Raw genomic sequence first — 21,669 nt, 5'->3', positions numbered from 1 at the left:
AAAAGATGCGGTCCCGGAAGGACAGGATTCCTTCCGGGATAAAGCCTCCGGCAGATAAGAAAAATCTACGACAACTATATATGAATACAGAGAGGGACAGAATATATGAAGACAGCCTTGGAATGGAAAAAGTATTATTCGACCGCAGAATTTAAGGAAAATTATATATACCGCGGAAATGATCTTGGGGCGGACTGTACAGATGCCGGTGCTTATTTCAAATTGTGGAGCCCGGCGGCGGACAGTGTCACCCTGAATTTGTATTCAGAGGGAGACGGAGGGAAAGCTATTGCCTGTATTCCTATGAAAAAAGAGGAAAAAGGTGTATGGAGCTGGCATACAGGAGAAGATATGCACGGGATCTATTACGATTACGTGCTGGAAATTGAAGGGGAACAGATACGTTCCGCTGATCCCTGGGCAAGGGCCTGCGGAATTAATGGCAGACGCAGTATGGCGGTAGACCTGAGACGTACAGATCCGGAAGGATGGGAGAAAGACCGGGCGCCCGCTGAAGGGCCGGAACGGATTATCTACGAACTTCATGTAAAAGAATTTTCCTGGGATGAATCCGGCGGTTTTCCGGAAGAATACCGGGGAAAATACAGGGCGTTTACCTGTAAAGATACAACGCTCTGCAACGACGGGGTCCATCCGACCGGTCTGAGCTATCTGAAAGATCTGGGTGTGACTCATGTAGAAATTATGCCTGCCTATGACTATGGGTCTGTGGATGAGTCAGGAGATGCTGCTCAGTTTAACTGGGGGTATGATCCGGTAAACTATAATGTCCCGGAAGGTTCCTATGCTACAGACGCCCGGCATGGAGAAGTCCGTATCCGGGAAATGAAGGAAATGATACAGGCGCTGCACGCCGGCGGTTTTGGAGTGATCCTGGATGTTGTATATAATCATACGTATTCTCTGGATTCCTGGTTTCAGAGAACTGCACCCTGGTATTTTTACAGGGTGTTTGACGACGGAAGAATCTCCAACGGTTCTGCATGCGGCAATGATGTTGCCAGCGAAAGAGAGATGTGCGCAAAATACATTCTTGAATCAGTTCTTTACTGGGCGGAAGAATACCATATTGACGGATTCCGGTTTGATCTGATGGGACTTCTGGACGTAGATCTGCTGAATCAGATCCGCCGGGAGCTGGACAACAGATATGGAAAAGGGGTAAAAATTCTTTTTGGAGAACCCTGGGCGGCCGGAGATACTGCCATTGAAGATGACGCGCCCCGCGCCCTCCGGGAAAATATAAATCTTCTGGATGAGAATATAGGCATGTTCTGTGATCTGACCAGAGATGCAGTGAAAGGATCCTCACTGAAGATAAAACGGCCGGGATTTATAACGGGAGCTTCGGGCTATGAGAATGACATTGCGGAAAGCGCCGCCGCCTGGGGGAAAACCGGTGTTTCCAGCATAAAAGGAGAGCGGGCTCCGGCCAAAGCGCCGTCCCAGATCATTACCTATGTCTCATGTCACGATAACCAGACTCTGTGGGATAAACTGGGAGAGACGGCAGCGGACGAGGACCGGATGCGGCTGAACCGAATGGCAGCGGCCGTCTATATGACATGCCAGGGCACATTGTTCTTTTTGTCCGGAGAAGAATTTGCCCGTACAAAAGGCGGTATGGAAGACTCTTTTGACGCTCCGGTATCCCTGAACCGGCTGGACTGGTCCCTTGCCTGGAAAAATCATGACCTTGTGGAATATTACAAAGGACTGATCGGTCTTAGAAGACAGCTTCCCGGACTGTGCGACAAATCTGCGAAAGCTCCGGAAAGAATTGACAATATCTGCAAATCACACGGTGTTGTAAGTTTTACTGTAGACAACAGAAGCAAAAACAGCTGTTCCAGGTGGGACAGGCTGTGGATTGTCTATAACAGTACGAAACAGAGTGTGATATCTGAACCGGAAGGAAAGGGATGGGAGATCCTCTGCGATGCTTCCGACAGCGGCAGGTGGAAATCGCCGTCTCCCGTGGGAAAAAGAGTGACAGCAGAACCTCAGAGCGTTCTGATTCTGGGGCACAGAGCAGATTGCCCGGCATCCCGGAACGGAATCGTACATATCCGGGACGGCGAGGAAGAGGAAAAGCGGAAAAAAGGCGGACAGCGGCAGAGAAAAGAGTGGCAGGAGGAAAAGGACGCAGTATGAAATGGGTGTACGGAAAACAGGACTGGAAGACATTTGAGCGTGGGCTGGAAAACTGTTATCTTATAACAAACGGACTGGGCGGATATTCCTCCCTGACCATGACCGGCGCTGCCGCCCGGGGAGATCATGCATTTTTTATGGCCTGTACGGAGGCACCGAATCACAGGTATAACATGATTCAGAGGCTGGAAGAACAGATCACGGTTAACGGAAAATCATACATTTTTTCCACACAGGAATATGCGGACGGCAGCAGGCAGGAGGGATACCGTTACCTGTCCGAATTTTCTTTTGAAGACACTCCTGTGTGGCGGTTTCATATAAACGGAGTGGAGATTGAAAAAGAAGCAGTCATGAGGCAGGGAGAAAATACCATAGCCGTATGCTGGCGTGTAATGAACCGGACCCGGAGTTATGCCTGCCTGGCAGTTACGCCTTATTTCCGCTTCGCTGAAAAGGGACAGGATATCTGTGCGGGCCAGACATATAAACGATATGAAGCAGAAGAATGTTCCGGTTATAGCGCGGGAAGGATAGAGAGCGGAGGACTTAGCCTGGAGTTTTATACAAACGGAAAAATTCAGGGTATGCCGGAGACGGCGGAGCAGTATTATTATGCCTATGACGCCTGTGACGGAAGAACAGAAACAGGAGCCGCAAAGACAGATCACCGGATCGTATGGCGCGTGGGACCGGGAGAAAAAGGCACGTTCGAACTTCTTTATATACTGGATCCTGCAAACCAGGAATCTGTGAAAAATAGAAGGAAAAAACCGTATACTGTGTCTTCTGTGCAGAATATCATAGAAGAGGAAAAACAACGGCGCACGGATCTGACCCAAAAGGCCGGTTTTCTTTCGGAAACCGCTTCTTTTCTGACAAGGAGCGCAGACCAGTTCCTCTCCCGGCGAGAATCTACCGGGGGAAAAACCATTCTTGCGGGTTTTCCTTTTTTTGAAGACTGGGGAAGAGACACTATGATTGCCCTGCCCGGCATCTGCCTTTCCACCGGCCGGTGTGAGGAGGCAAAATCGATTCTCAGAACGTTTGCCGCATATGAAAAAGAAGGACTCATGCCGAATCTGTTTCCGGAGGGAGAAAAGGAACCGATGTATAATACGGCTGACGCTTCCCTTCTTTTTATAAACTGTGTCTTTCTGTATTTTGAAAGAACCAGAGACAAAGATTTTGTTCGGGAAATGTATCCGGTTATGAGGCGAATTGTGGAGTGTTATCAGAAAGGGACAAAGTACGGAATTCATGTGGATTCGGACGGCCTTCTGATGGCCGGGAAGGATCTGGATCAGGTAACATGGATGGATGTGCGGGCGGGTGATATCCTGCCCACACCCCGGCACGGCAAGCCGGTGGAAATAAATGCCTACTGGTATAATGCTCTCAGGATCATGGAAAAACTGGCAGCTTTTTCCGGAGACAACGGCAGTGTATATGCAGAACAGGCAGAAAAGGTGAAGACGTCCTTTAACAGTGCTTTCTGGATGGAGGACAGACACTGCCTGAAGGATGTGATTTCCGGTACTGACGCGGACTGTCAGATCAGGTGCAATCAGATCTGGGCACTGTCTCTGCCTTTTACCATGCTGGAGGAAGAAAAAGAACGACAGGTTGTAGATACAGTATTTGAAAAACTGTATACCCCTTATGGCCTGCGAACACTGGATCCGGAAGATCCTCAGTTTCATCCGGTATATGAAGGAGAAATGCTGAACCGGGATATGGCCTATCACCAGGGGACGGTATGGACCTATCCTCTGGGCGGCTATTATCTTGCATATCTGAAAATCAACCATTTCAGCAGAGAAGCAAAGGAACTGGTAAAAATACAGCTGGAGGTGCTGGAGAGTGCCATACGGGAAGGATGTATCGGACAGCTTCCTGAGATTTATGACGGAGGTAATCCGGTCTCGTCGAAAGGCTGTTTTGCCCAGGCGTGGAGCGTAGGGGAACTGCTCAGAGTGTATGAAGCTCTGGAATACAAAGGAGGAAACTATGAATTTCACAGGTGTTTACCATAAAACATCAGAACAGATGAGCTATGCCCGGAATGAAAATGAACTTGTTATAAACCTGAAGACCGGATATGACGTAAAACAGGTGTTTATTCATTACGGCGATCCCTTTGAGGCCGGCATTCTGGGCGGAAATGAAAAATGGACGGGCAGAAGGGAGGAGATTGTGTACAAAAAACGTCTCCCCCATCAGATCTGGTGGACTACCACTCTTGTACCGTCCTATAAAAGATGTAAATATTACTTTGAACTGCATACGGAAGACCAGGTCTGGTATTATCTGGAAGACGGATTTCTGACGGAGGAGCAGATCAATCTGGAAGGAAGGATGCTTCAGTGCTTTGTTGTGCCCTGGATGAATCCCGCGGATGTAAACCGGACGCCTGAGTGGGTTAATGATACGGTCTGGTACCAGATCTTTCCGGACCGGTTCTGCAACGGGACGCCGGAGAAAAACGATCCGGGCATTACCCCCTGGCAGACCGGAAAAGTAACAAATAAAGAGAGGTATGGAGGCAATCTGGAAGGCATCCGGCAGAAACTCCCCTATCTTCAGGATCTGGGGATTACCGGGATTTATCTGAATCCGATTATGGAGGCAGAGTCGAATCACAAGTATGACACTACCGATTATACCCGCATTGATCCCGCGTTCGGAGACGATCAGGTTATGCGCAGTCTCTGCCGTCAGGCCCACGAAAGAGGCATCCGGATCATGGTGGACGCTGTGTTCAATCACTGCGGCAGAAAGTTCGGCCCCTGGCTGGATGTTCAGGAAAAAGGCCGGGATTCTGCTTATGCGGACTGGTTTATGATCCATGACTGGGAGAATCTGAACCGGCATGGCGATACAAGGGACGGGAGATTTTTCTCCTTTGCCTTTGCAGACTGGATGCCGAAGCTTAACACCAACAATGATGAAGTGATCGCCTATTTCTGCAAAGTATGTGAGGACTGGGTGAAAAAGTATGATATTGACGGCATTCGCTTTGATGTGGGAAATGAAGTGTCCCACCGGTTTTTAAAACGGATCCGGGAACATCTGAAAAAACTGAAACCGGATATTTATCTGCTGGGTGAGATCTGGCATGACGCCAGCCAGTGGCTTCAGGGAGATGAATACGATTCGGTAATGAATTATCCTCTTCTGAGCGGAATTCACGACTTTTTCCTGGACGAATCTCTGGGAAAGGAAGAGTTTGAATATATGGTAAACCGCTGTTATACTATGTATATGCAGCAGAATAATAATGTGATGTTCAATTTGCTGGATTCCCACGATACAGAGAGGCTGATGAACCGTTTCCATGATCTGGATCTGTTTTACCAGCAGCTGGCCGTACTCTTTACCCTGCCGGGAAGCCCCTGCATTTACTATGGAACGGAAATTGCCATGGAGGGCGGATTCGACCCGGACTGCAGGCGGTGTATGCCGTGGGAGGACATAGATTCAGCGGAAAACAAAGAGCGGATTGATCAGATGAAAACCCTGATAAAAATCCGCCGTACCGAGGAAGCATGCAGAAGCCTGTATTTTCATTTCCTCAATCAGTATGAGAACAGACGCTGCGTGGAATACATCAAGCTGGATGGTGAGAACAGAAAACTGGAAGTGCTGTTGAACTGTTCCGGGGAAAAGGTGGAAATAAAACCCGGCGGCGAGATTTTATTTGCCAGAAATTATCATGACGGCATACTGGAACCAAAAGGAACTCTGATACGGAGAGAACATTGAATAAAAATAAGTTCTGTTTCCGATGTACAGAGCAGTTCCGGTCTGTGAAAGAAGGGAGAACAGTTATGGGAGAAAACACGAACAAGTGGTGGGAAAATGCAGTTGTATATCAGATTTATCCGAAAAGTTTTCAGGATTCCAACGGGGATGGCTATGGGGATATCCGGGGGATTATCAGCCGTCTGGATTACCTGAAAGATCTGGGGATTGACGCGGTATGGATTTCGCCGATGTACTGCTCCCCTCAGGATGACAATGGATACGACATCTCAGATTATCAGGATATTGACCCCATGTTCGGTACAATGGACGATATGGAGGAACTGATCCGGGAAGCAGGAAAGCGGGGAATAAAGATTATTATGGACCTGGTGCTCAATCACACTTCCGATGAGCACAGATGGTTCCTTGAAGCGGTAAAAGGAAAGGAGAATCCTTATCACGATTATTATGTATGGCGGGATGGAGAAGAGGGTGTTTATCCGAATGATATGAAGTCAACCTTCGGCGGCCCTGCGTGGGAGTGGGTTCCGGAACTGAAGCAATACTATTTTCACCAGTTTTCCGTAAAACAGCCGGATCTGAACTGGGAAAATCCGAAAGTCCGCCGGGAAATCTATGACATGATACTCTGGTGGATGGATAAAGGTGTGGGCGGCTTCCGCCTGGACGTAATTGATCAGATCGCAAAGGAACCGGATCTTGGCATTACCAATAACGGTCCCAGACTTCATGAATTCCTGCGGGAGCTGAGCCGGGAGACCTTTCAGAAAGGGAATCTGATTACTGTGGGAGAGGCCTGGGGAGCCACCCCGGAGATTGCGAAAAAATACAGCAATCCGGACGGCAGCGAATTTTCCATGGTTTTTCAGTTCGAACATATGGTGATGGATCAGGAGGAAGGAAAAGAAAAATGGGATCTTGCGCCGCTTCCTTTTGTGAAATTGAAAAAGTGTATGGAAAAATGGCAGACGGAACTGTATGAAAAAGGGTGGAACAGCCTGTTCTGGGATAACCATGACCTGCCCAGAATTGTTTCCCGCTGGGGAGATGACGGGGCATACCGGGTCCCCTCCGCAAAGATGCTGGCTGCTGTCCTTCACGGAATGCAGGGTACGCCCTATATCTATCAGGGAGAGGAGCTGGGCATGACCAATGTCCGGTTTGACAGCATTGAGGAGTACAGGGACATCGAGACTCTCAATATGTACTATGAACGTCTGGATGCCGGATATGACAAAAAAGATATTATGGAATCCATTTATGCAAAAAGCAGAGACAACGCTCGTACTCCCATGCAGTGGAGCGCACAGAGGAATGCAGGATTTACAACAGGAACGCCCTGGCTCGGCCTGAATCCGAATTACAGCGAGATCAATGCGGAAAAAGAGATAAACGATCCGGATTCTGTCTATCAGTTTTACCGCAGACTCATAGAGCTGAGGAAAACCTGCCCTGTTTTTACAGACGGAAAATTTGAGCTTCTTCTGCCGGAGGATGAGCAGATTTTTGCTTATACCAGGACAGATCAGGAGACGGAAATGCTTGTCTGTGCAAATTTTAAGAGAGAACCGTCAGCATGTCCCCTTCTGGCACAGTGGAAAGATGCTGAAGTGCTGATCCACAATTATGAAGAAAAAATCGGGAAAGACCTGAGGCCCTATGAGGCGGTTATACTGTTCAGAAAAGTGCGGAAAAAATAATCAGTGCAGACAGAAAAACGGAGGCGGGCGACTATGACAGGAAAGAAACCGGAAGCGGCGGATTCAGCGAATATTGTAAAAGATTCGGTTGTGATCGGAGATGTGACAGTAGGAGAAAATTCCTGTGTTCTCTTCTATGCCGTGCTTCGCGGCGATGTGGAGAAGATTACAGTAGGAAAATGCAGCAATATCCAGGATAACTGTACCGTTCATGCAGATGCCGGATATCCGGCTCGGATCGGAGATTATGTGACTGTGGGGCATAACGCTGTTCTGCACGGCTGTACTGTCGGCAGAGGGAGTCTGATCGGCATGGGTTCTGTGATACTGAACGGAGCCTTCATTGGAGAAGAGTGTCTGATCGGCGCGGGAAGTCTGGTTCTGGAAAACCAGGTGATTCCGGACGGCAGCCTGGTTGTGGGCAGTCCGGCAAAAGTGAAACGCCGGCTGACAGAAGAAGAGAGGAAAAACCTGTATGAAAGCAGCCGGCATTATGTGGAAATGGGCAAAAAGCTGCGGAATGAAGGCATGTGCAGGCTGCTGTCTGCAAAACAGCATGAGGCGTAACATACGGGGCGGGTTTCTCTGTTCCTGAGCCGCCGTATGAACCGGAATATTCCGGGGAAAATGACGGCCCCGGTGAATTTATGATTCCGGCGAATTTACGGCTTGACACAGGAGATTCTTCTGGAGTAGAATATCCCATGTAGAAGAAAAAGCGTTGAAGAGGACAGTAGGCTCCCGGTCATCTCAGAGAGAAGTCCGTATGGTGGAAGGATTTTGTTGAACCGGCTGACTGAAAACCACCTCGGAGCGGCCCTAATAAGGCACGGTGATTCCGTTATCATCAAACGAATTAAGAAGGTTTTCTAACCATCTGTACGGAAGAAGGGCGAAAGGTCCGGAACCGGACTCAGACGGATCAGTCATGGAAAACAAGCAGGGTGGAACCGCGGGACATATCTCCCGTCCCTGCAGGGAGTGTTTCCGTGCATATAGATTCTTATTTCAGATAACAGGAGGCATTCCAGAGGGATGCCTTTTTTATTTGCAAAAAGGCGGCCCGGAAAGAGAAAACAAAAACAGGAAAGGAAAAATGAGATGAAGATTACACTGAAAGACGGCTCATGTAAAGAGTACCAGCAGCCCATGAGCGTGTATGACATTGCTGCGGATTTAAGTGAGGGACTTGCCAGAGTGGCTACAGCCGGCGAGGCAGACGGCGAGATTGTGGATCTGAGAACCGTTATAGACCATGACTGTGCGCTGAATATCCTGACTTTTAATGACGAGAAAGGAAAAGGCGCTTTCCGTCATACGGCATCCCATATTATGGCGCAGGCCATCAAACGCCTCTACCCGGAGACAAAGCTTGCCATCGGTCCTTCTATTGCCGACGGATTTTATTATGACGTGGACAGAGAGACTCCGTTTACCGCAGAAGATCTGGAAAAGATTGAGGCGGAGATGAAGAAGATCGTCAAGGAAAATCTGGCAATCAAACAGTACACAATGCCGAGAAATGAGGCTATTGCGTATTTTAAAGAAAAAAATGAACCTTATAAAGTTGAGCTGATCGAAGATCTTCCGGAGGATGAAACCATCAGTTTTTATTCTCAGGGTGAATTTACCGATCTGTGCGCAGGCCCCCATTTGATGACAACAAAACCGGTAAAGGCATTCAGGCTGACCAGCCTTGCAGGTGCATACTGGAGAGGCGATGAGCACAACAAAATGCTTCAGAGAATTTATGGAACTGCATTCCCGAAAAAGGCCGAACTGGAAGAATACCTGACTATGATTGAAGAGGCTAAGAAGCGGGATCACAGAAAACTGGGCCGGGAGCTGGGTCTGTTTATGATGCGTGAGGAAGGTCCCGGATTCCCGTTCTTCCTGCCCAACGGAATGGTGCTTAAGAACACCCTTCTTGACTACTGGAGAGAGATCCACAATGCGGCGGGATATGTGGAAATTTCCACACCGATTATGCTCAGCCGTCATCTCTGGGAGACATCCGGCCACTGGGACCACTATAAAGAAAATATGTATACAACTGTGATTGACGATGAAGACTTTGCCATTAAGCCGATGAACTGCCCGGGCGGTATTCTTGTATACCAGTCTGAGCCCCGTTCCTACCGGGATCTTCCCATCCGCATGGGCGAGCTTGGCCTTGTACACCGCCATGAAAAATCCGGTCAGCTTCACGGCCTTATGCGTGTGCGCTGCTTTACCCAGGATGATGCGCACATCTTTATGACGCCGGAGCAGATCAAAGATGAGATCAAAGGTGTTGTAAAACTGATCGATCAGGTATACAGCCTGTTCGGTTTTAAATATCATGTAGAGCTTTCCACCCGTCCGGATGACAGCATGGGAAGCGATGAAGACTGGGAAATGGCAACAGACGCTCTTCGCAGCGCGCTGGACGATATCGGTCTTCCCTATGTTGTAAATGAAGGAGACGGCGCATTCTACGGTCCGAAGATTGATTTCCACCTGGAAGACTCCATAGGAAGAACCTGGCAGTGCGGAACGATTCAGCTTGACTTCCAGCTTCCGCTGAGGTTTGATCTGGAGTATACAGGCGCAGACGGAGAGAAGCACAGACCGATTATGATCCACAGAGTTGTATTCGGCTCCATTGAAAGATTTATCGGTATTCTGATTGAGCACTTTGCGGGCGCTTTCCCGACCTGGCTAGCACCGGTACAGGTAAAAGTGCTTCCTATTTCTGATAAGCACATGGAATACGGAACAAAGGTGCTTGACGCGCTCAAAGCAGCCGGAATCCGCGCGGAGATTGACACCCGTGCAGAAAAAATCGGCTATAAGATCCGCGAGGCACAGATGAAGAAGATTCCGTATATGCTTGTAGTAGGAGCAAAAGAAGAGGAAGAAGAAAAAGTTTCCGTCAGAAGCCGCTTCGCCGGAGATGAAGGCCAGAGAGGACTGGAAGAATTCATAGAACAGATTAAAGAAGAGATCAGCAGCAGAACAGAAAGAAAAGTGGAGAAGTAAAAAAGGAATTTATCTGCGGCATGCGATTGAAAGGAGTCCGAAAATGTCAGAATACGAAGTGAGAATAAAACGTTTTCGGATAGCGGCTGCGGGAAATTTCAGCTCCGTTCCGCGTAATAATTAAAACTACAAAACCCTGAGCACAGGCTAAAAGCAGGATTTTCAATGGAAACTCACGTTCCGTTCGGACAGATCTATTGAAAATCCTAACGCCTGTACTCAGGGTTTTAAGTTTTACTAAATTACGCTCCAAGTCGCCGAAATTTCCCGCAGCCGCTATCCGAAAGGCGCATCCCATCGTCCGTATTCCGCCATTTTCTGTCCTTTTCCAATCGGCATTGCCACTGATAATTTCAACTACATATTATAGTAGTGGGCGTATATGCCTCCTTTTTCCAGCAGTGTTTCGTGTGTTCCCCGTTCTGCGATTCCGTCTTCTGTGATGACGATTATTTCATCTGCATTCCGTATCGTGGACAGACGGTGAGCGATGGTGATGGTGGTGCGGTTTTTGGACAGTTCTTCCAGACTCTGCTGAATCCAGCGTTCGCTTTCGTTGTCCAGTGCGCTTGTGGCCTCGTCCAGGATCAGGATAGGCGGATTTTTCAGGAATACTCTGGCAATGGAGATTCTCTGTTTCTGGCCGCCGGAGAGGCGGGTTCCCCGCTCCCCTACAAAGGTGTCATATCCCTCAGGAAGACTGACGATGAAGTCGTGTATGTTGGCCCGTTTTGCCGCTTCTTCGATTTCTTCCTGGGAAGCGCCGGGTTTGCCGTAGGCAATATTATCCCGGATGGTGCCGCAGAACAGGTAAACGTCCTGCTGAACCATACCGATCTGACTTCGCAGGCTTTTCAGGGTCAGTGTCCGCACATCTTTTCCGTCTACAGTGATTCTTCCGCCGGTTACATCGTAAAACCGGGGGAGAAGAGAGCAGATGGTGGTTTTACCACTGCCGGAGGGGCCAACAAGGGCGATGGATTTCCCGGCAGGAATTTCAAAAGATACGTGAGAGAGTACCGGGGTGTCGTCGTCGCTGTAGTGGAAGGACACATCCTCATAGCAGACACGTCCTTTTACATTTTCCAGGGGAACGGCATCAGGCGCGTCCTCAATATCCGGTTCTGTTTCGATTACATCCAGGTAGCGGCGGAAACCGGCAAGTCCTTTCTGCATCATTTCAATCAGTTCTACAAGGATCTGGATGGGGCTGATGAAAATTCCGATATACAGGGCATACATGGCCAGATCTGCCACATCCATCAGATTGTGGGCAATAAGGTATCCGCCGAATACGAGAGTTACCAGGTACATCATACCCTGAAAAAACAGATTCCACCCCATAAAACTTCCCATACAGTTGTAATTATCCCGTTTTGACAGAAGAAAGGCATGGTTGCTTTTTCTGAATTTTTCCCGTTCGATTTCTTCATTTGTAAAGGACTGAACTACACGGATGCCGGAAAGCGTATCCTGAAGACTGGCATTTACATCCCCGATTTTCCGCCGGTTTTCCATAAATGTTTCCTGCATGCGGCTGTTCTGTCTGAAAGAAAAGAAAAACATACAGATAACAAGTATGATCAGCGGCAGGGCGAGCCTCCAGTTGATCAGGAAGAGAAAGACAAAGGAACCGATAATTTTAACTACGGAGATAAACAGATTCTCCGGTCCGTGATGGGCAAATTCTGCTATGTCGAACAGATCGGAGACGAGCTTGCTCATCATCTGGCCGGAATTGTTCCGGCTGTAGTAGGAGAAGGAAAGCTTCTCATAGTGATCGAAAAGCCGCTGACGCATATCCCGCTCCATGTGCGCGCCCATCATGTGTCCCTGGTAGCTTACATAATATTTGCACAGACTCTGCACAATGTACATAAGAAGCAGTCCTGCTGCAATCAGGGGCAGGGCGTTCAGAATGACACTGCTGTTTCTGGTGAAAAGCGTATTTGTCATTGTACGCAGGATCTGAGGATAGGCCAGATCTACAAGGCTGATCAGAGCCGCGCAAAAAAGATCAATAAAAAAGACCGCTTTGTACGGGCCATAGTAGGCAATAAACTTTTTGATTGTGTGCATGATATTTCCTCCTGTATATGACAGGGCGTTCCGGAAAATTCTGACGAGGCTTTTCTGTGCTGCAGATTTGCCGCATACCGGGTCTGCAGTCCGCAGATTATTTCAGAAACGCCGATTATGGTTTCAGTCTATGAATCATCTTAGCACACCCGTTTTTCCTTGACAAGAACAGAAATTCTGTGTTACCCTCAGTCGGCGGGAGAGGGATTTCTGTCCCCGCCTGTCCGGGCCGGCTGCCCGGCGCGGCAGGACCGGCCGCCCGCAGAATATACGTTTTATGATGAAATAGTTAAGGAGAGAAAAATGCAGCTGTATCTTGCTCCTTTAGAAGGAATTACAGGATGGATATACCGGAATGCGCAGCACGCCTGTTTCGGAGGATTTGATAAATACTTTATTCCTTTTATCAGTCCGAATCAGCATGGACATTTCAGCGCCAGAGAGAAAAAGGACGTCATGCCGGAACATAATCAGGATATGTATGCAGTGCCTCAGATTCTGACCAATCAGACGGATGACTTTCTGTATACGGCCAGGAAGCTTCAGGAGTATTATGGGTATGAGGAAATCAATCTGAATCTGGGGTGTCCGTCCAGGACGGTAGTTACAAAGTGCCGCGGCGCGGGATTTCTTGGAGAGCCGGAAAGGCTGAAGCGGTTTCTGGATGAGATCTTCGAAAAATGTACTATGAAGATATCAATTAAGACAAGGCTTGGAATGGAAGAGCCGGGAGAGTTTGAAAAAATTCTGGAGATTTATAATGACTTTCCGGTTGAAGAAGTGATTATCCATCCCAGGGTTCAGAAAGATTTTTATAAAAATACACCGGATCTTGACGCATTTGCAAATGCATTTGTCCGGACGAGAAATCCGGTGTGTTATAACGGAGATATTACATCAGTATCGGATTATCAGAGAATCAGTGAAAGATTTGCCGGGCTGGACCGGGTAATGACCGGGAGAGGAGTACTGGCAGATCCGGCTCTGGGGAGAGAGCTGAAGGGAGGCCTGTCGGCTTCTGTTCCGGAAATCCGAAAATTTCACGACCTTCTTTATGAGGGATACTGCCGGGAAATGTCGGGAGACAGGACCATCCTTTATAAAATGAAGGAGATGTGGTCCTATCTTGCCCCTTCTTTTCCGGAATCGAAAAAATATGCGAAAAAGATAAAAAAATGTGAGAAATGCCGTGCTTATGAAGCTGTAGTAGAGGAATTCTTCGCACTGTACTGAAGCGCAGCCTCTACAAATCCCTTAAACAGCGGATGTGGCTTGTTTGGCCGGGACTTCAGCTCCGGATGCGCCTGAGTGGCGATAAACCATGGGTGCTCCGGGATTTCGATCATTTCTACAATCCGGTTGTCAGGAGAGAGTCCGCACAGAGTCATGCCGCCTTTCTCCAGGTCTTCCCGGAAATCATTGTTTACTTCATAGCGGTGGCGGTGACGTTCATGGATTTCCTCTTTTCCATAGAGCTGTCTTGCCAGCGTCCCTTCTTTTAAGATGCATGGATAGGAACCTAACCTCAGAGTTCCTCCGATATCTTCCACACCGATCTGATCCGGCATGATATGAATAACCGGATGTGTAGTATCCGGGTTGAGTTCAATGCTGTGGGCGTCATTATATTTCAGTACATTCCGGGCAAATTCTACAATTGCAAGCTGCATTCCGAGACAGAGTCCCAGATAGGGGACTTTGTGGGTCCTTGCATAATGAATCGCTTCGATTTTTCCTTCTACACCCCGGTGTCCGAATCCGCCCGGCACAAGGATACCGCTTACATCTTTAAAGATTTCTTCTGCGTTTTCCGCAGTAACAGTCTCAGAGTCAACCCATTTGATATTTACTGTAGTGTGGCTGTAAATGCCGCCATGTTTTAATGCTTCCACTACACTGATATACGCATCGTGAAGCTGAATATATTTTCCTACCAGCGCGACAGTTACTTCCTGGGTGGGATGACGAAGATTCTCTACCATTTCAGTCCAGTCTTTCAGATCCGGTTTCGGGCAGTCCAGATGGAGACATTCGCAGACTACCTCGGCCAGCCGCTCTTTTTCCATTGCCAGAGGCGCTTCATACAGATATTCCACATCCAGATTCTGGAGAACGTGATTCGCGGGAAGATTACAGAAGAGAGAGATTTTGTCTTTCATCTCTGTGCTGAGCGGGTATTCAGAACGACATACAATAATGTCCGGCTGAATGCCCATGCCCTGCAATTCTTTGACACTGGCCTGGGTCGGTTTTGTCTTCATTTCCTGAGAAGCCCGCAGATAGGGGATCAGCGTAACATGAATGAGAATAACATTTTCCCGTCCCCGTTCGTGCTGGAACTGACGGATAGATTCAAGGAAAGGCTGGCTTTCGATATCGCCCACGGTGCCTCCAACTTCGATAATGGCAATTTCAGTGCCTTCTGCAGCAGGATTGCGGTAGAACCGGCTTTTGATTTCATTTGTGATATGGGGGATAACCTGTACGGTTCTTCCTCCAAAATCGCCCCGACGTTCTTTCTGAAGAACAGACCAGTAGATTTTGCCGGTTGTGACATTGGAATTTTTTGTCAGGCTTTCATCAATAAATCTTTCATAGTGCCCCAGATCCAGATCGGTTTCTGCCCCATCGTCTGTGACAAATACTTCGCCGTGCTGTACCGGATTCATAGTACCGGGATCTATATTAATGTAAGGGTCGAATTTCTGCATAGTTACCGAGTAGCCCCGGGCCTTTAAAAGCCGTCCCAGAGAAGCGGCGGTGATTCCTTTTCCAAGACCGGATACAACGCCTCCTGTAACAAATACATATTTTACTGCCATTGTAGTTCCTCCTTTTGTTCTGTGTAAAAAATGTCCGGAAAACAAGCTGATTCTGTCTGATTTCTCATGAAAGCGGTTCTGTTTTCCTAAAAAAGAGTACAGTTCAACCACAGCCTGCAGAACCGCGCCGTTGCGGTCTGACTTAAGATGCATATGATTGAACTGTATGAAATAAATACTTTCTAAGTATACACCTGATCCGGGAAAAAATACAGTTTTTTTTCTGAATCAGGTCATAAATTTATAATCAGACGGCAGAACAGAAATCCGGAAACGGGATAAACGACTGCTGTGCATATACTGTCAGACGATCTGTGCCAGTCAGTGATAGAGGTGGGAATGCTCATAGACTGCTTCGCAGGTCAGCTGTACGCCCAGTTTTTTGAAAATTTTGATATCCACATCCGAGAGCATGACGGAAGTATGTGCCTGACACCCGTCCAGTTTGGGCAGCTGAGAAAGCGCCAGTCTTGCCTCCGGACTGTCTGCCGCGCTGGCCGAGAGCGCGATTAAAACTTCGTCTGTATGAAGCCGGGGATTTTTACTCTTCAGATAATCAACCTTCAGTTTCTGAATCGGTTCGATAGACTGAGGAGAGATAATATGAAGATCGTGGTCTATGCCGGCAAGCTCTTTTAAAACATTCAGAAGAAGAGCTGCGGAAGCACCCAGAAGATTAGTTGTTTTTCCGGTAATGATTCTTCCGTCTTCCAGTTCGAGGGCAGCGGCCGGGCCATCGGTTTCTTTTGCGCGTTCAAGTGCCTTTACGGCTACTTTTCTGTCTTCAATGCTGACTCCCGCCATATTCATAAGAAGCTCGATTTTCTGTGTTTCCTTATCTGAGCAGTCTCCTTCGAGAAGAGCATCCAGGGCAGCATAGTAGCGGCGGATGATTTCCTGCCTGGAGGCTTCCCGGCATACCTCATCATCGCAGATACAGTTTCCTGCCATATTAACGCCCATATCTGTAGGAGATTTATAGGGGCTTTCGCCGTATATTTTTTCAAAAATTGTGTTCAGAACAGGGAAGATCTCCACATCTCTGTTATAATTAACGGTTGTTTCACCGTAAGCCTCCAGATGAAAAGGATCAATCATATTTACATCGTTGAGATCCGCTGTTGCCGCTTCATAAGCCAGATTGACCGGATGCCTGAGAGGAAGGTTCCAGATAGGAAATGTCTCGAACTTTGCGTATCCGGCACGGATTCCCCGTTTATGTTCGTGGTAGAGCTGGGAAAGACAGGTTGCCATTTTCCCGCTTCCCGGTCCCGGAGCTGTAATAATTACCAGAGGCCGTGTTGTCTCAATATAATCATTTTTCCCGTATCCTTCATCGCTGATGATCAGAGGAATGTTGGCGGGATATCCGGGAATGACATAGTGCAGATAAACCGGGATGTTCAGGTTTTCAAGACGGTGCTTGAATAAAAAAGCGCTTTCCTGTCCGGAAAACTGTGTAATAACAACACTTCCGACATAGAGGCCCTGCGCACGGTAAGTTTCTATGAGACGAAGTACGTCTGTGTCATACGTAATGCCCAGATCTCCGCGGATTTTGTTTTTTTCAATATCTTTGGCACTGATAACGATGACGATTTCAGCCTGGCTGCTCAGTTCTTTGAGAAGACGGAGCTTGCTGTCCGGGGCAAATCCCGGAAGAACCCGGGAGGCATGGTAATCGTCAAAAAGTTTGCCGCCGAATTCCAGATAGAGTTTATTGTCAAACTGATTAATCCGGTTTCGGATATGTTCGGACTGCATTTTCAGATATTTTTCATTGTCAAAACCGATTTTCATTTTCATTCTCCATTCCGATTTGATAACTTGTAAAGGTCTGTTTCCTGTATAAAATACTTTCTCAGTATACTATAAAATGCCACGGTTTTACAATATTTTCATAATCTTTTTATTGATTTATGGAAAACCTGTACTTATAATGGTAATAACGCTGATATGCAAAAATAATGTACTCTGCAATGTGGCAGGTAATGTCAGGCAGATTTTTTTGCGTACCGGCTTTAGTTAATTTCAGGAGGCAGGTAATGGATAACCAGAATAAAAAGAATTCCAACAATAACCGGCAGGGGTGGGGCGTTATACTGATTACCACTCTGCTGGTCACTTTTGTTGTTATGGGATTATATTCTCTTATGCAGGGCTCCAGTCCGGAAGAGATCAGTTATGACGAATTTCTTGATCTGGTGGAAGATAAGAAAGTAGAAGAAGTACAGCTGGCAAGCAACAGAATCTATATTACTCTTACGGACAGAGCCAGAGAGGAAGAATCCCGGGAGAATGACAGCAGCGGCGGAATCTCCAACATTTTCGGTCAGATTCAGAATCAGGCCGGCGGCAGCGGAGAGAGTGATCCGGACTATTATACCGGGTATGTCAGTGACGACAGACTGCCTGAGATTCTCGATGAGGCCGGCGTAAAGTTTTCCGGCGAAGTGCCGGATACGGCAGGCTCTCTGATTTTTGAAATTGTTGTGACAGTGATACTGCCGATTGTCCTTCTTGTTGTTTTGTTCAGCTTCCTCATGCGGAAGATGACAAAAGGCGGCGGTATGATGGGCATCGGAAAGAGCAATGCAAAAATGTACATGGAGAAAGAAACCGGGGTCACATTCCAGGATGTGGCCGGGCAGGATGAGGCAAAGGAGTCTCTGCAGGAAGTAGTGGATTTCCTTCATAATCCGGGTAAATACAGCGGCATCGGCGCGAAGCTTCCGAAAGGAGCACTTCTTGTAGGGCCTCCGGGAACTGGTAAGACACTGCTGGCGAAAGCTGTGGCGGGAGAGGCAAAAGTGCCGTTCTTCTCTCTTTCGGGTTCTGCTTTTGTGGAAATGTATGTAGGCGTGGGCGCGTCCCGTGTGCGTGATCTGTTCAAGCAGGCTCAGCAGATGGCTCCGTGTATTGTGTTTATTGATGAAATCGACGCCATCGGAAAAACACGTGATACAGTTATGGGCGGCAATGACGAGAGAGAACAGACGCTGAACCAGCTCTTGGCGGAGATGGATGGATTTGACACGAATAAAGGTCTTCTGATTCTTGCGGCAACCAACCGTCCGGAAATCCTGGATCCCGCGCTTCTGCGTCCGGGACGGTTTGACAGACGGATTATTGTAGACAAACCGGATCTGAAAGGGCGTGTGGATGTACTGAAGGTTCATGCCAAAGATGTACGGATGGATGAGACAGTAGATCTGGAGGCCATTGCTCTGGCTACGTCAGGAGCTGTAGGTTCAGATCTTGCCAATATGATCAATGAAGCCGCTATTAATGCCGTGAAGCATGGCAGACAGGTGGTAAGCCAGCAGGATCTTTTTGAAGCGGTGGAAGTTGTTCTTGTAGGTAAGGAAAAGAAAGACCGCATTATGAGTAAAGAAGAAAGACGAATCGTTTCCTATCACGAAGTGGGCCATGCTCTTGTGACAGCTCTTCAGAAGAATACAGAGCCGGTACAGAAGATTACAATTGTACCCAGAACTATGGGAGCTCTGGGATATGTTATGCAGACGCCGGAGGAAGAGAAGTTCCTTAACACCAAAAAGGAACTGGAGGCAATGATTGTAGTTGCTCTGGGCGGAAGGGCAGCCGAGGAGATTGTGTTTGACACGGTGACAACCGGAGCGGCGAATGATATTGAACAGGCAACAAAGGTTGCCCGGGCTATGATTACTCAGTACGGAATGTCAGAGCGGTTCGGCCTGATGGGGCTTGAGTCCGTGCAGAATAAATATCTGGACGGGCGGGCTGTGCTTAACTGCGGAGACGCGACGGCTGCGGAGATTGATGAAGAAGTAATGAAGATGCTTAAGCAGGCTTACGCAGAGGCAAAACGTCTGCTGAGTGAAAACCGGGAGGCGCTTGATAAGATTGCGGCATTTCTGATAGAAAAGGAGACAATTACAGGAAAAGAATTTATGAAGATTTTCCGTGAGGTTAAAGGAATGCCGGCGCCGGAAGAAGGACAGGAAGAGAAAATACAGACAGAGCGCATTTCAATGAAACCAGTTGAAAACACTGAAGCTGCGGATAATCCGGATAATCCGGATTATCCGCAGCCGTAACAGATTTTTATCAGAATATAAGAGATTACTTAACAGTCAGGGATTCTTCAGAAACAGCGGAAGAATCCCTGACTGTGTTTCTGTCTCTTTTTTTGATTCCCTTGCCAGAAACCAGGGGGAAAGGTATAATAAAACACATGGAAAGCAATAATTTTGATATACAGGAAGAACTGAAAAAACTTCCGGCCAGACCGGGAGTCTATATAATGCACGATGAAAAGGACCATATTATATATGTGGGAAAGGCAATCAGCTTAAAGAACCGGGTGCGCCAGTATTTTCAGGCCAGCAGAAACAAAGGCGTCAAGATCGAACAGATGGTGACTCATATCCGGAGGTTCGAGTATATCGTAACGGATTCGGAGCTGGAAGCTCTCGTCCTGGAATGCAACCTGATTAAGGAACATCATCCGAAATATAATACTATGCTTATGGATGACAAGACCTATCCGTTTATTAAGGTGACTACAGGCGAAGCATTCCCGAGAGTAGTGCTTTCGCGAAAGATGCTGAAAGATAAGGCAAAGTATTTCGGCCCGTATACAAGTTCGCAGGCTGTCCGGGATACCATCGATCTGATCCATAAACTGTATCATCTGAGAAGCTGTAACCGCTGTCTTCCGAGAGACATCGGGAAAGAGCGCCCCTGTCTGAATTATCACATTAAACAGTGCGATGCGCCATGTCAGGGATATATTTCACAGGAGGAATATGGAAAAGCGGTGAACGAGGTGCTGCGTTTTTTAAATGGAAATTACGATGCGGTGCTCAAAGAGCTGGAAGAGAAGATGAATGCAGCTTCAGAATCCCTGGAATTTGAACGTGCAATTGAGTACCGGGAGCTCATCAGCAGTGTCAGAAAAGTTGCCCAGAAGCAGAAGATTACTGATTCCAGCGGGGAAGACCGGGATATTCTGGCTGTAGCTTCTGAAGAAGAAGACGCAGTGGTTCAGGTGTTTTTTATCCGCGGAGGCCGCCTGATCGGCAGAGATCATTTTTATCTGCGTATTTCGAAGGGAGAGAGTCCTTCGGAGATATTGAACAGCTTTGTAATGCAGTATTATGCAGGGACTCCGTTCATTCCGGCAGAACTGATGCTTCAGGACGAGGTGGAGGACCGGGAACTGCTGGAGGAGTGGCTTAGTTCAAAGCGGGGGCAGAAGGTCGCGATTAAAGTACCGAAGAAAGGTACAAAGGAAAAACTGGTTGAGCTGGCCCGGGAAAATGCGCTGCTGGTTCTTTCTAAAGATAAGGAGCGCCTGAAACGGGAAGAAGGACGTACCATCGGCGCTGTAAAGGAAATTGCGGCTCTTCTTGATCTGGATAAAATAGTCCGTATGGAAGCCTATGATATCTCAAATACCAATGGATTTGAATCTGTAGGATCTATGGTAGTCTATGAGCGGGGACGCCCCAAACGGAATGATTACCGTAAGTTCAAAATCAGAGGAATCCAGGGAGCGGATGATTACGGAAGTATGCGAGAAGTGCTGACACGCCGTTTTACCCACGGACTGAAAGAAAGAGAGGAAAATGTGGAGCTGGGGAAATTCACCTCATTTCCGGATCTGATTATGATGGACGGCGGCAAAGGACAGGTAAATGTAGCGCTTCAGGTACTTGATGAACTTCATCTTCACATTCCGGTGTGCGGCATGGTAAAAGATGATCATCATCGCACACGCGGGTTATACTATCAGAATGAGGAGATACCAATTGACAGATCCTCAGAAGCGTTCCGCCTGATTACCAGAATACAGGACGAGGCCCATCGTTTCGCTATAGAGTATCACAGACAGCTCCGCGGAAAAGGACAGGTGCATTCTATTCTGGACGATATTGAGGGGATCGGCCCTGCCAGAAGAAAGGCTCTGATGCGGCATTATATGAGCCTTGACGATATACGGAAGGCAAAAATAGAGGAGCTTGCCCAAATACCTTCTATGAATGAAAAAGCAGCTGAATCAGTGTACAAGTTTTTTCATTAGTGATATAATCGACCTAAGTGTGAAGTGTAAGAAATCG

12 protein-coding genes are annotated in these 21,669 nt (G+C 47.7%); 9 read left to right on the top strand and 3 right to left on the bottom strand.

Translation table 11 applies throughout. The features are described from left to right. Positions 1-105 precede the first annotated feature (105 nt). The 6 genes from pulA (at position 106) to thrS (ending at position 10,664) form a co-directional block, all read left to right on the top strand. Positions 106-2,175: a type I pullulanase gene (gene pulA / locus AC0QUU_RS11625; RefSeq protein ID WP_474542961.1), complete on the top strand. Its 2,070-nt coding sequence runs from the start codon at positions 106-108 to the stop codon at positions 2,173-2,175. After that, positions 2,172-4,211, top strand: coding sequence for an amylo-alpha-1,6-glucosidase (locus tag AC0QUU_RS11620; RefSeq protein WP_474542960.1), 2,040 nt, complete (start codon positions 2,172-2,174; stop codon positions 4,209-4,211). Before pulA ends, AC0QUU_RS11620 begins: the two co-directional genes overlap by 4 nt. After that, a complete protein-coding gene (locus AC0QUU_RS11615; RefSeq protein ID WP_474542958.1) occupies positions 4,186-5,940 on the top strand; it encodes a glycoside hydrolase family 13 protein in 1,755 nt (584 codons plus the stop codon). The genes AC0QUU_RS11620 and AC0QUU_RS11615 overlap by 26 nt, the downstream gene beginning before the upstream one ends. Positions 5,941-6,005: 65 nt before the next feature. Further along, positions 6,006-7,643: a glycoside hydrolase family 13 protein gene (locus tag AC0QUU_RS11610; RefSeq protein ID WP_474542956.1), complete on the top strand. Its 1,638-nt coding sequence runs from the start codon at positions 6,006-6,008 to the stop codon at positions 7,641-7,643. Positions 7,644-7,676: 33 nt separating this feature from the next. Then, the gene (locus tag AC0QUU_RS11605) at positions 7,677-8,210 is read left to right on the top strand and encodes a gamma carbonic anhydrase family protein (RefSeq protein ID WP_474542954.1); all 534 of its coding nucleotides are present in this window, start codon (positions 7,677-7,679) and stop codon (positions 8,208-8,210) included. Positions 8,211-8,744: 534 nt separating this feature from the next. Beyond that, the gene (thrS, locus tag AC0QUU_RS11600; protein WP_474542952.1) at positions 8,745-10,664 is read left to right on the top strand and encodes a threonine--tRNA ligase; all 1,920 of its coding nucleotides are present in this window, start codon (positions 8,745-8,747) and stop codon (positions 10,662-10,664) included. A 357-nt stretch (positions 10,665-11,021) separates the two neighbouring features. On the opposite strand, the gene AC0QUU_RS11595 is transcribed toward thrS, so the two are convergent. Next, entirely contained in the window at positions 11,022-12,743 is a 1,722-nt protein-coding gene (locus tag AC0QUU_RS11595) for an ABC transporter ATP-binding protein (protein WP_474542951.1), read from the bottom strand. A gap of 303 nt (positions 12,744-13,046) precedes the next feature. Here AC0QUU_RS11595 and AC0QUU_RS11590 point away from each other — a divergent pair, with 303 nt between their 5' ends. After that, a complete protein-coding gene (locus tag AC0QUU_RS11590) occupies positions 13,047-13,976 on the top strand; it encodes a tRNA dihydrouridine synthase (protein WP_474542950.1) in 930 nt (309 codons plus the stop codon). Here AC0QUU_RS11590 and AC0QUU_RS11585 read toward each other — a convergent pair. Next, positions 13,937-15,565 carry a CTP synthase gene (locus AC0QUU_RS11585; protein WP_474542949.1) on the bottom strand — a complete coding sequence of 543 codons (1,629 nt, stop codon included), beginning with the start codon at positions 15,563-15,565 and terminating at the stop codon, positions 13,937-13,939. The genes AC0QUU_RS11590 and AC0QUU_RS11585 overlap by 40 nt on opposite strands. Positions 15,566-15,886: 321 nt before the next feature. Beyond that, positions 15,887-17,365, bottom strand: a complete 1,479-nt coding sequence (locus tag AC0QUU_RS11580) for a DUF1846 domain-containing protein (protein WP_474542947.1) — start codon at positions 17,363-17,365, stop codon at positions 15,887-15,889. Positions 17,366-17,610: 245 nt separating this feature from the next. Between AC0QUU_RS11580 and ftsH the strand changes: the two genes are divergently transcribed. Both ftsH and uvrC read left to right on the top strand, forming a co-directional pair. Then, a complete protein-coding gene (ftsH, locus tag AC0QUU_RS11575) occupies positions 17,611-19,644 on the top strand; it encodes an ATP-dependent zinc metalloprotease FtsH (protein ID WP_474542945.1) in 2,034 nt (677 codons plus the stop codon). Positions 19,645-19,781: 137 nt separating this feature from the next. Further along, positions 19,782-21,632, top strand: a complete 1,851-nt coding sequence (gene uvrC / locus AC0QUU_RS11570) for an excinuclease ABC subunit UvrC (protein ID WP_474542943.1) — start codon at positions 19,782-19,784, stop codon at positions 21,630-21,632. Positions 21,633-21,669 lie beyond the last annotated feature (37 nt).

The organism is Mediterraneibacter sp. HA8405 (assembly GCF_056148955.1).
The sequence above is the reverse complement of the archived record's forward strand: the minus strand, read 5'-3'. Positions and strand labels throughout refer to the sequence as shown.

Excerpts from the sequence above, each read along its gene's own strand:
- pulA (WP_474542961.1), top strand. The coding sequence starts at position 106 with ATGAAGACAGCCTTGGAATGGAAAAAGTATTATTCGACCGCAGAATTT.
- AC0QUU_RS11620 (WP_474542960.1), top strand. The coding sequence starts at position 2,172 with ATGAAATGGGTGTACGGAAAACAGGACTGGAAGACATTTGAGCGTGGG.
- AC0QUU_RS11615 (WP_474542958.1), top strand. The coding sequence starts at position 4,186 with ATGAATTTCACAGGTGTTTACCATAAAACATCAGAACAGATGAGCTAT.
- AC0QUU_RS11610 (WP_474542956.1), top strand. The coding sequence starts at position 6,006 with ATGGGAGAAAACACGAACAAGTGGTGGGAAAATGCAGTTGTATATCAG.
- AC0QUU_RS11605 (WP_474542954.1), top strand. The coding sequence starts at position 7,677 with ATGACAGGAAAGAAACCGGAAGCGGCGGATTCAGCGAATATTGTAAAA.
- thrS (WP_474542952.1), top strand. The coding sequence starts at position 8,745 with ATGAAGATTACACTGAAAGACGGCTCATGTAAAGAGTACCAGCAGCCC.
- AC0QUU_RS11595 (WP_474542951.1), bottom strand. The coding sequence starts at position 12,743 with ATGCACACAATCAAAAAGTTTATTGCCTACTATGGCCCGTACAAAGCG.
- AC0QUU_RS11590 (WP_474542950.1), top strand. The coding sequence starts at position 13,047 with ATGCAGCTGTATCTTGCTCCTTTAGAAGGAATTACAGGATGGATATAC.
- AC0QUU_RS11585 (WP_474542949.1), bottom strand. The coding sequence starts at position 15,565 with ATGGCAGTAAAATATGTATTTGTTACAGGAGGCGTTGTATCCGGTCTT.
- AC0QUU_RS11580 (WP_474542947.1), bottom strand. The coding sequence starts at position 17,365 with ATGAAAATCGGTTTTGACAATGAAAAATATCTGAAAATGCAGTCCGAA.
- ftsH (WP_474542945.1), top strand. The coding sequence starts at position 17,611 with ATGGATAACCAGAATAAAAAGAATTCCAACAATAACCGGCAGGGGTGG.
- uvrC (WP_474542943.1), top strand. The coding sequence starts at position 19,782 with ATGGAAAGCAATAATTTTGATATACAGGAAGAACTGAAAAAACTTCCG.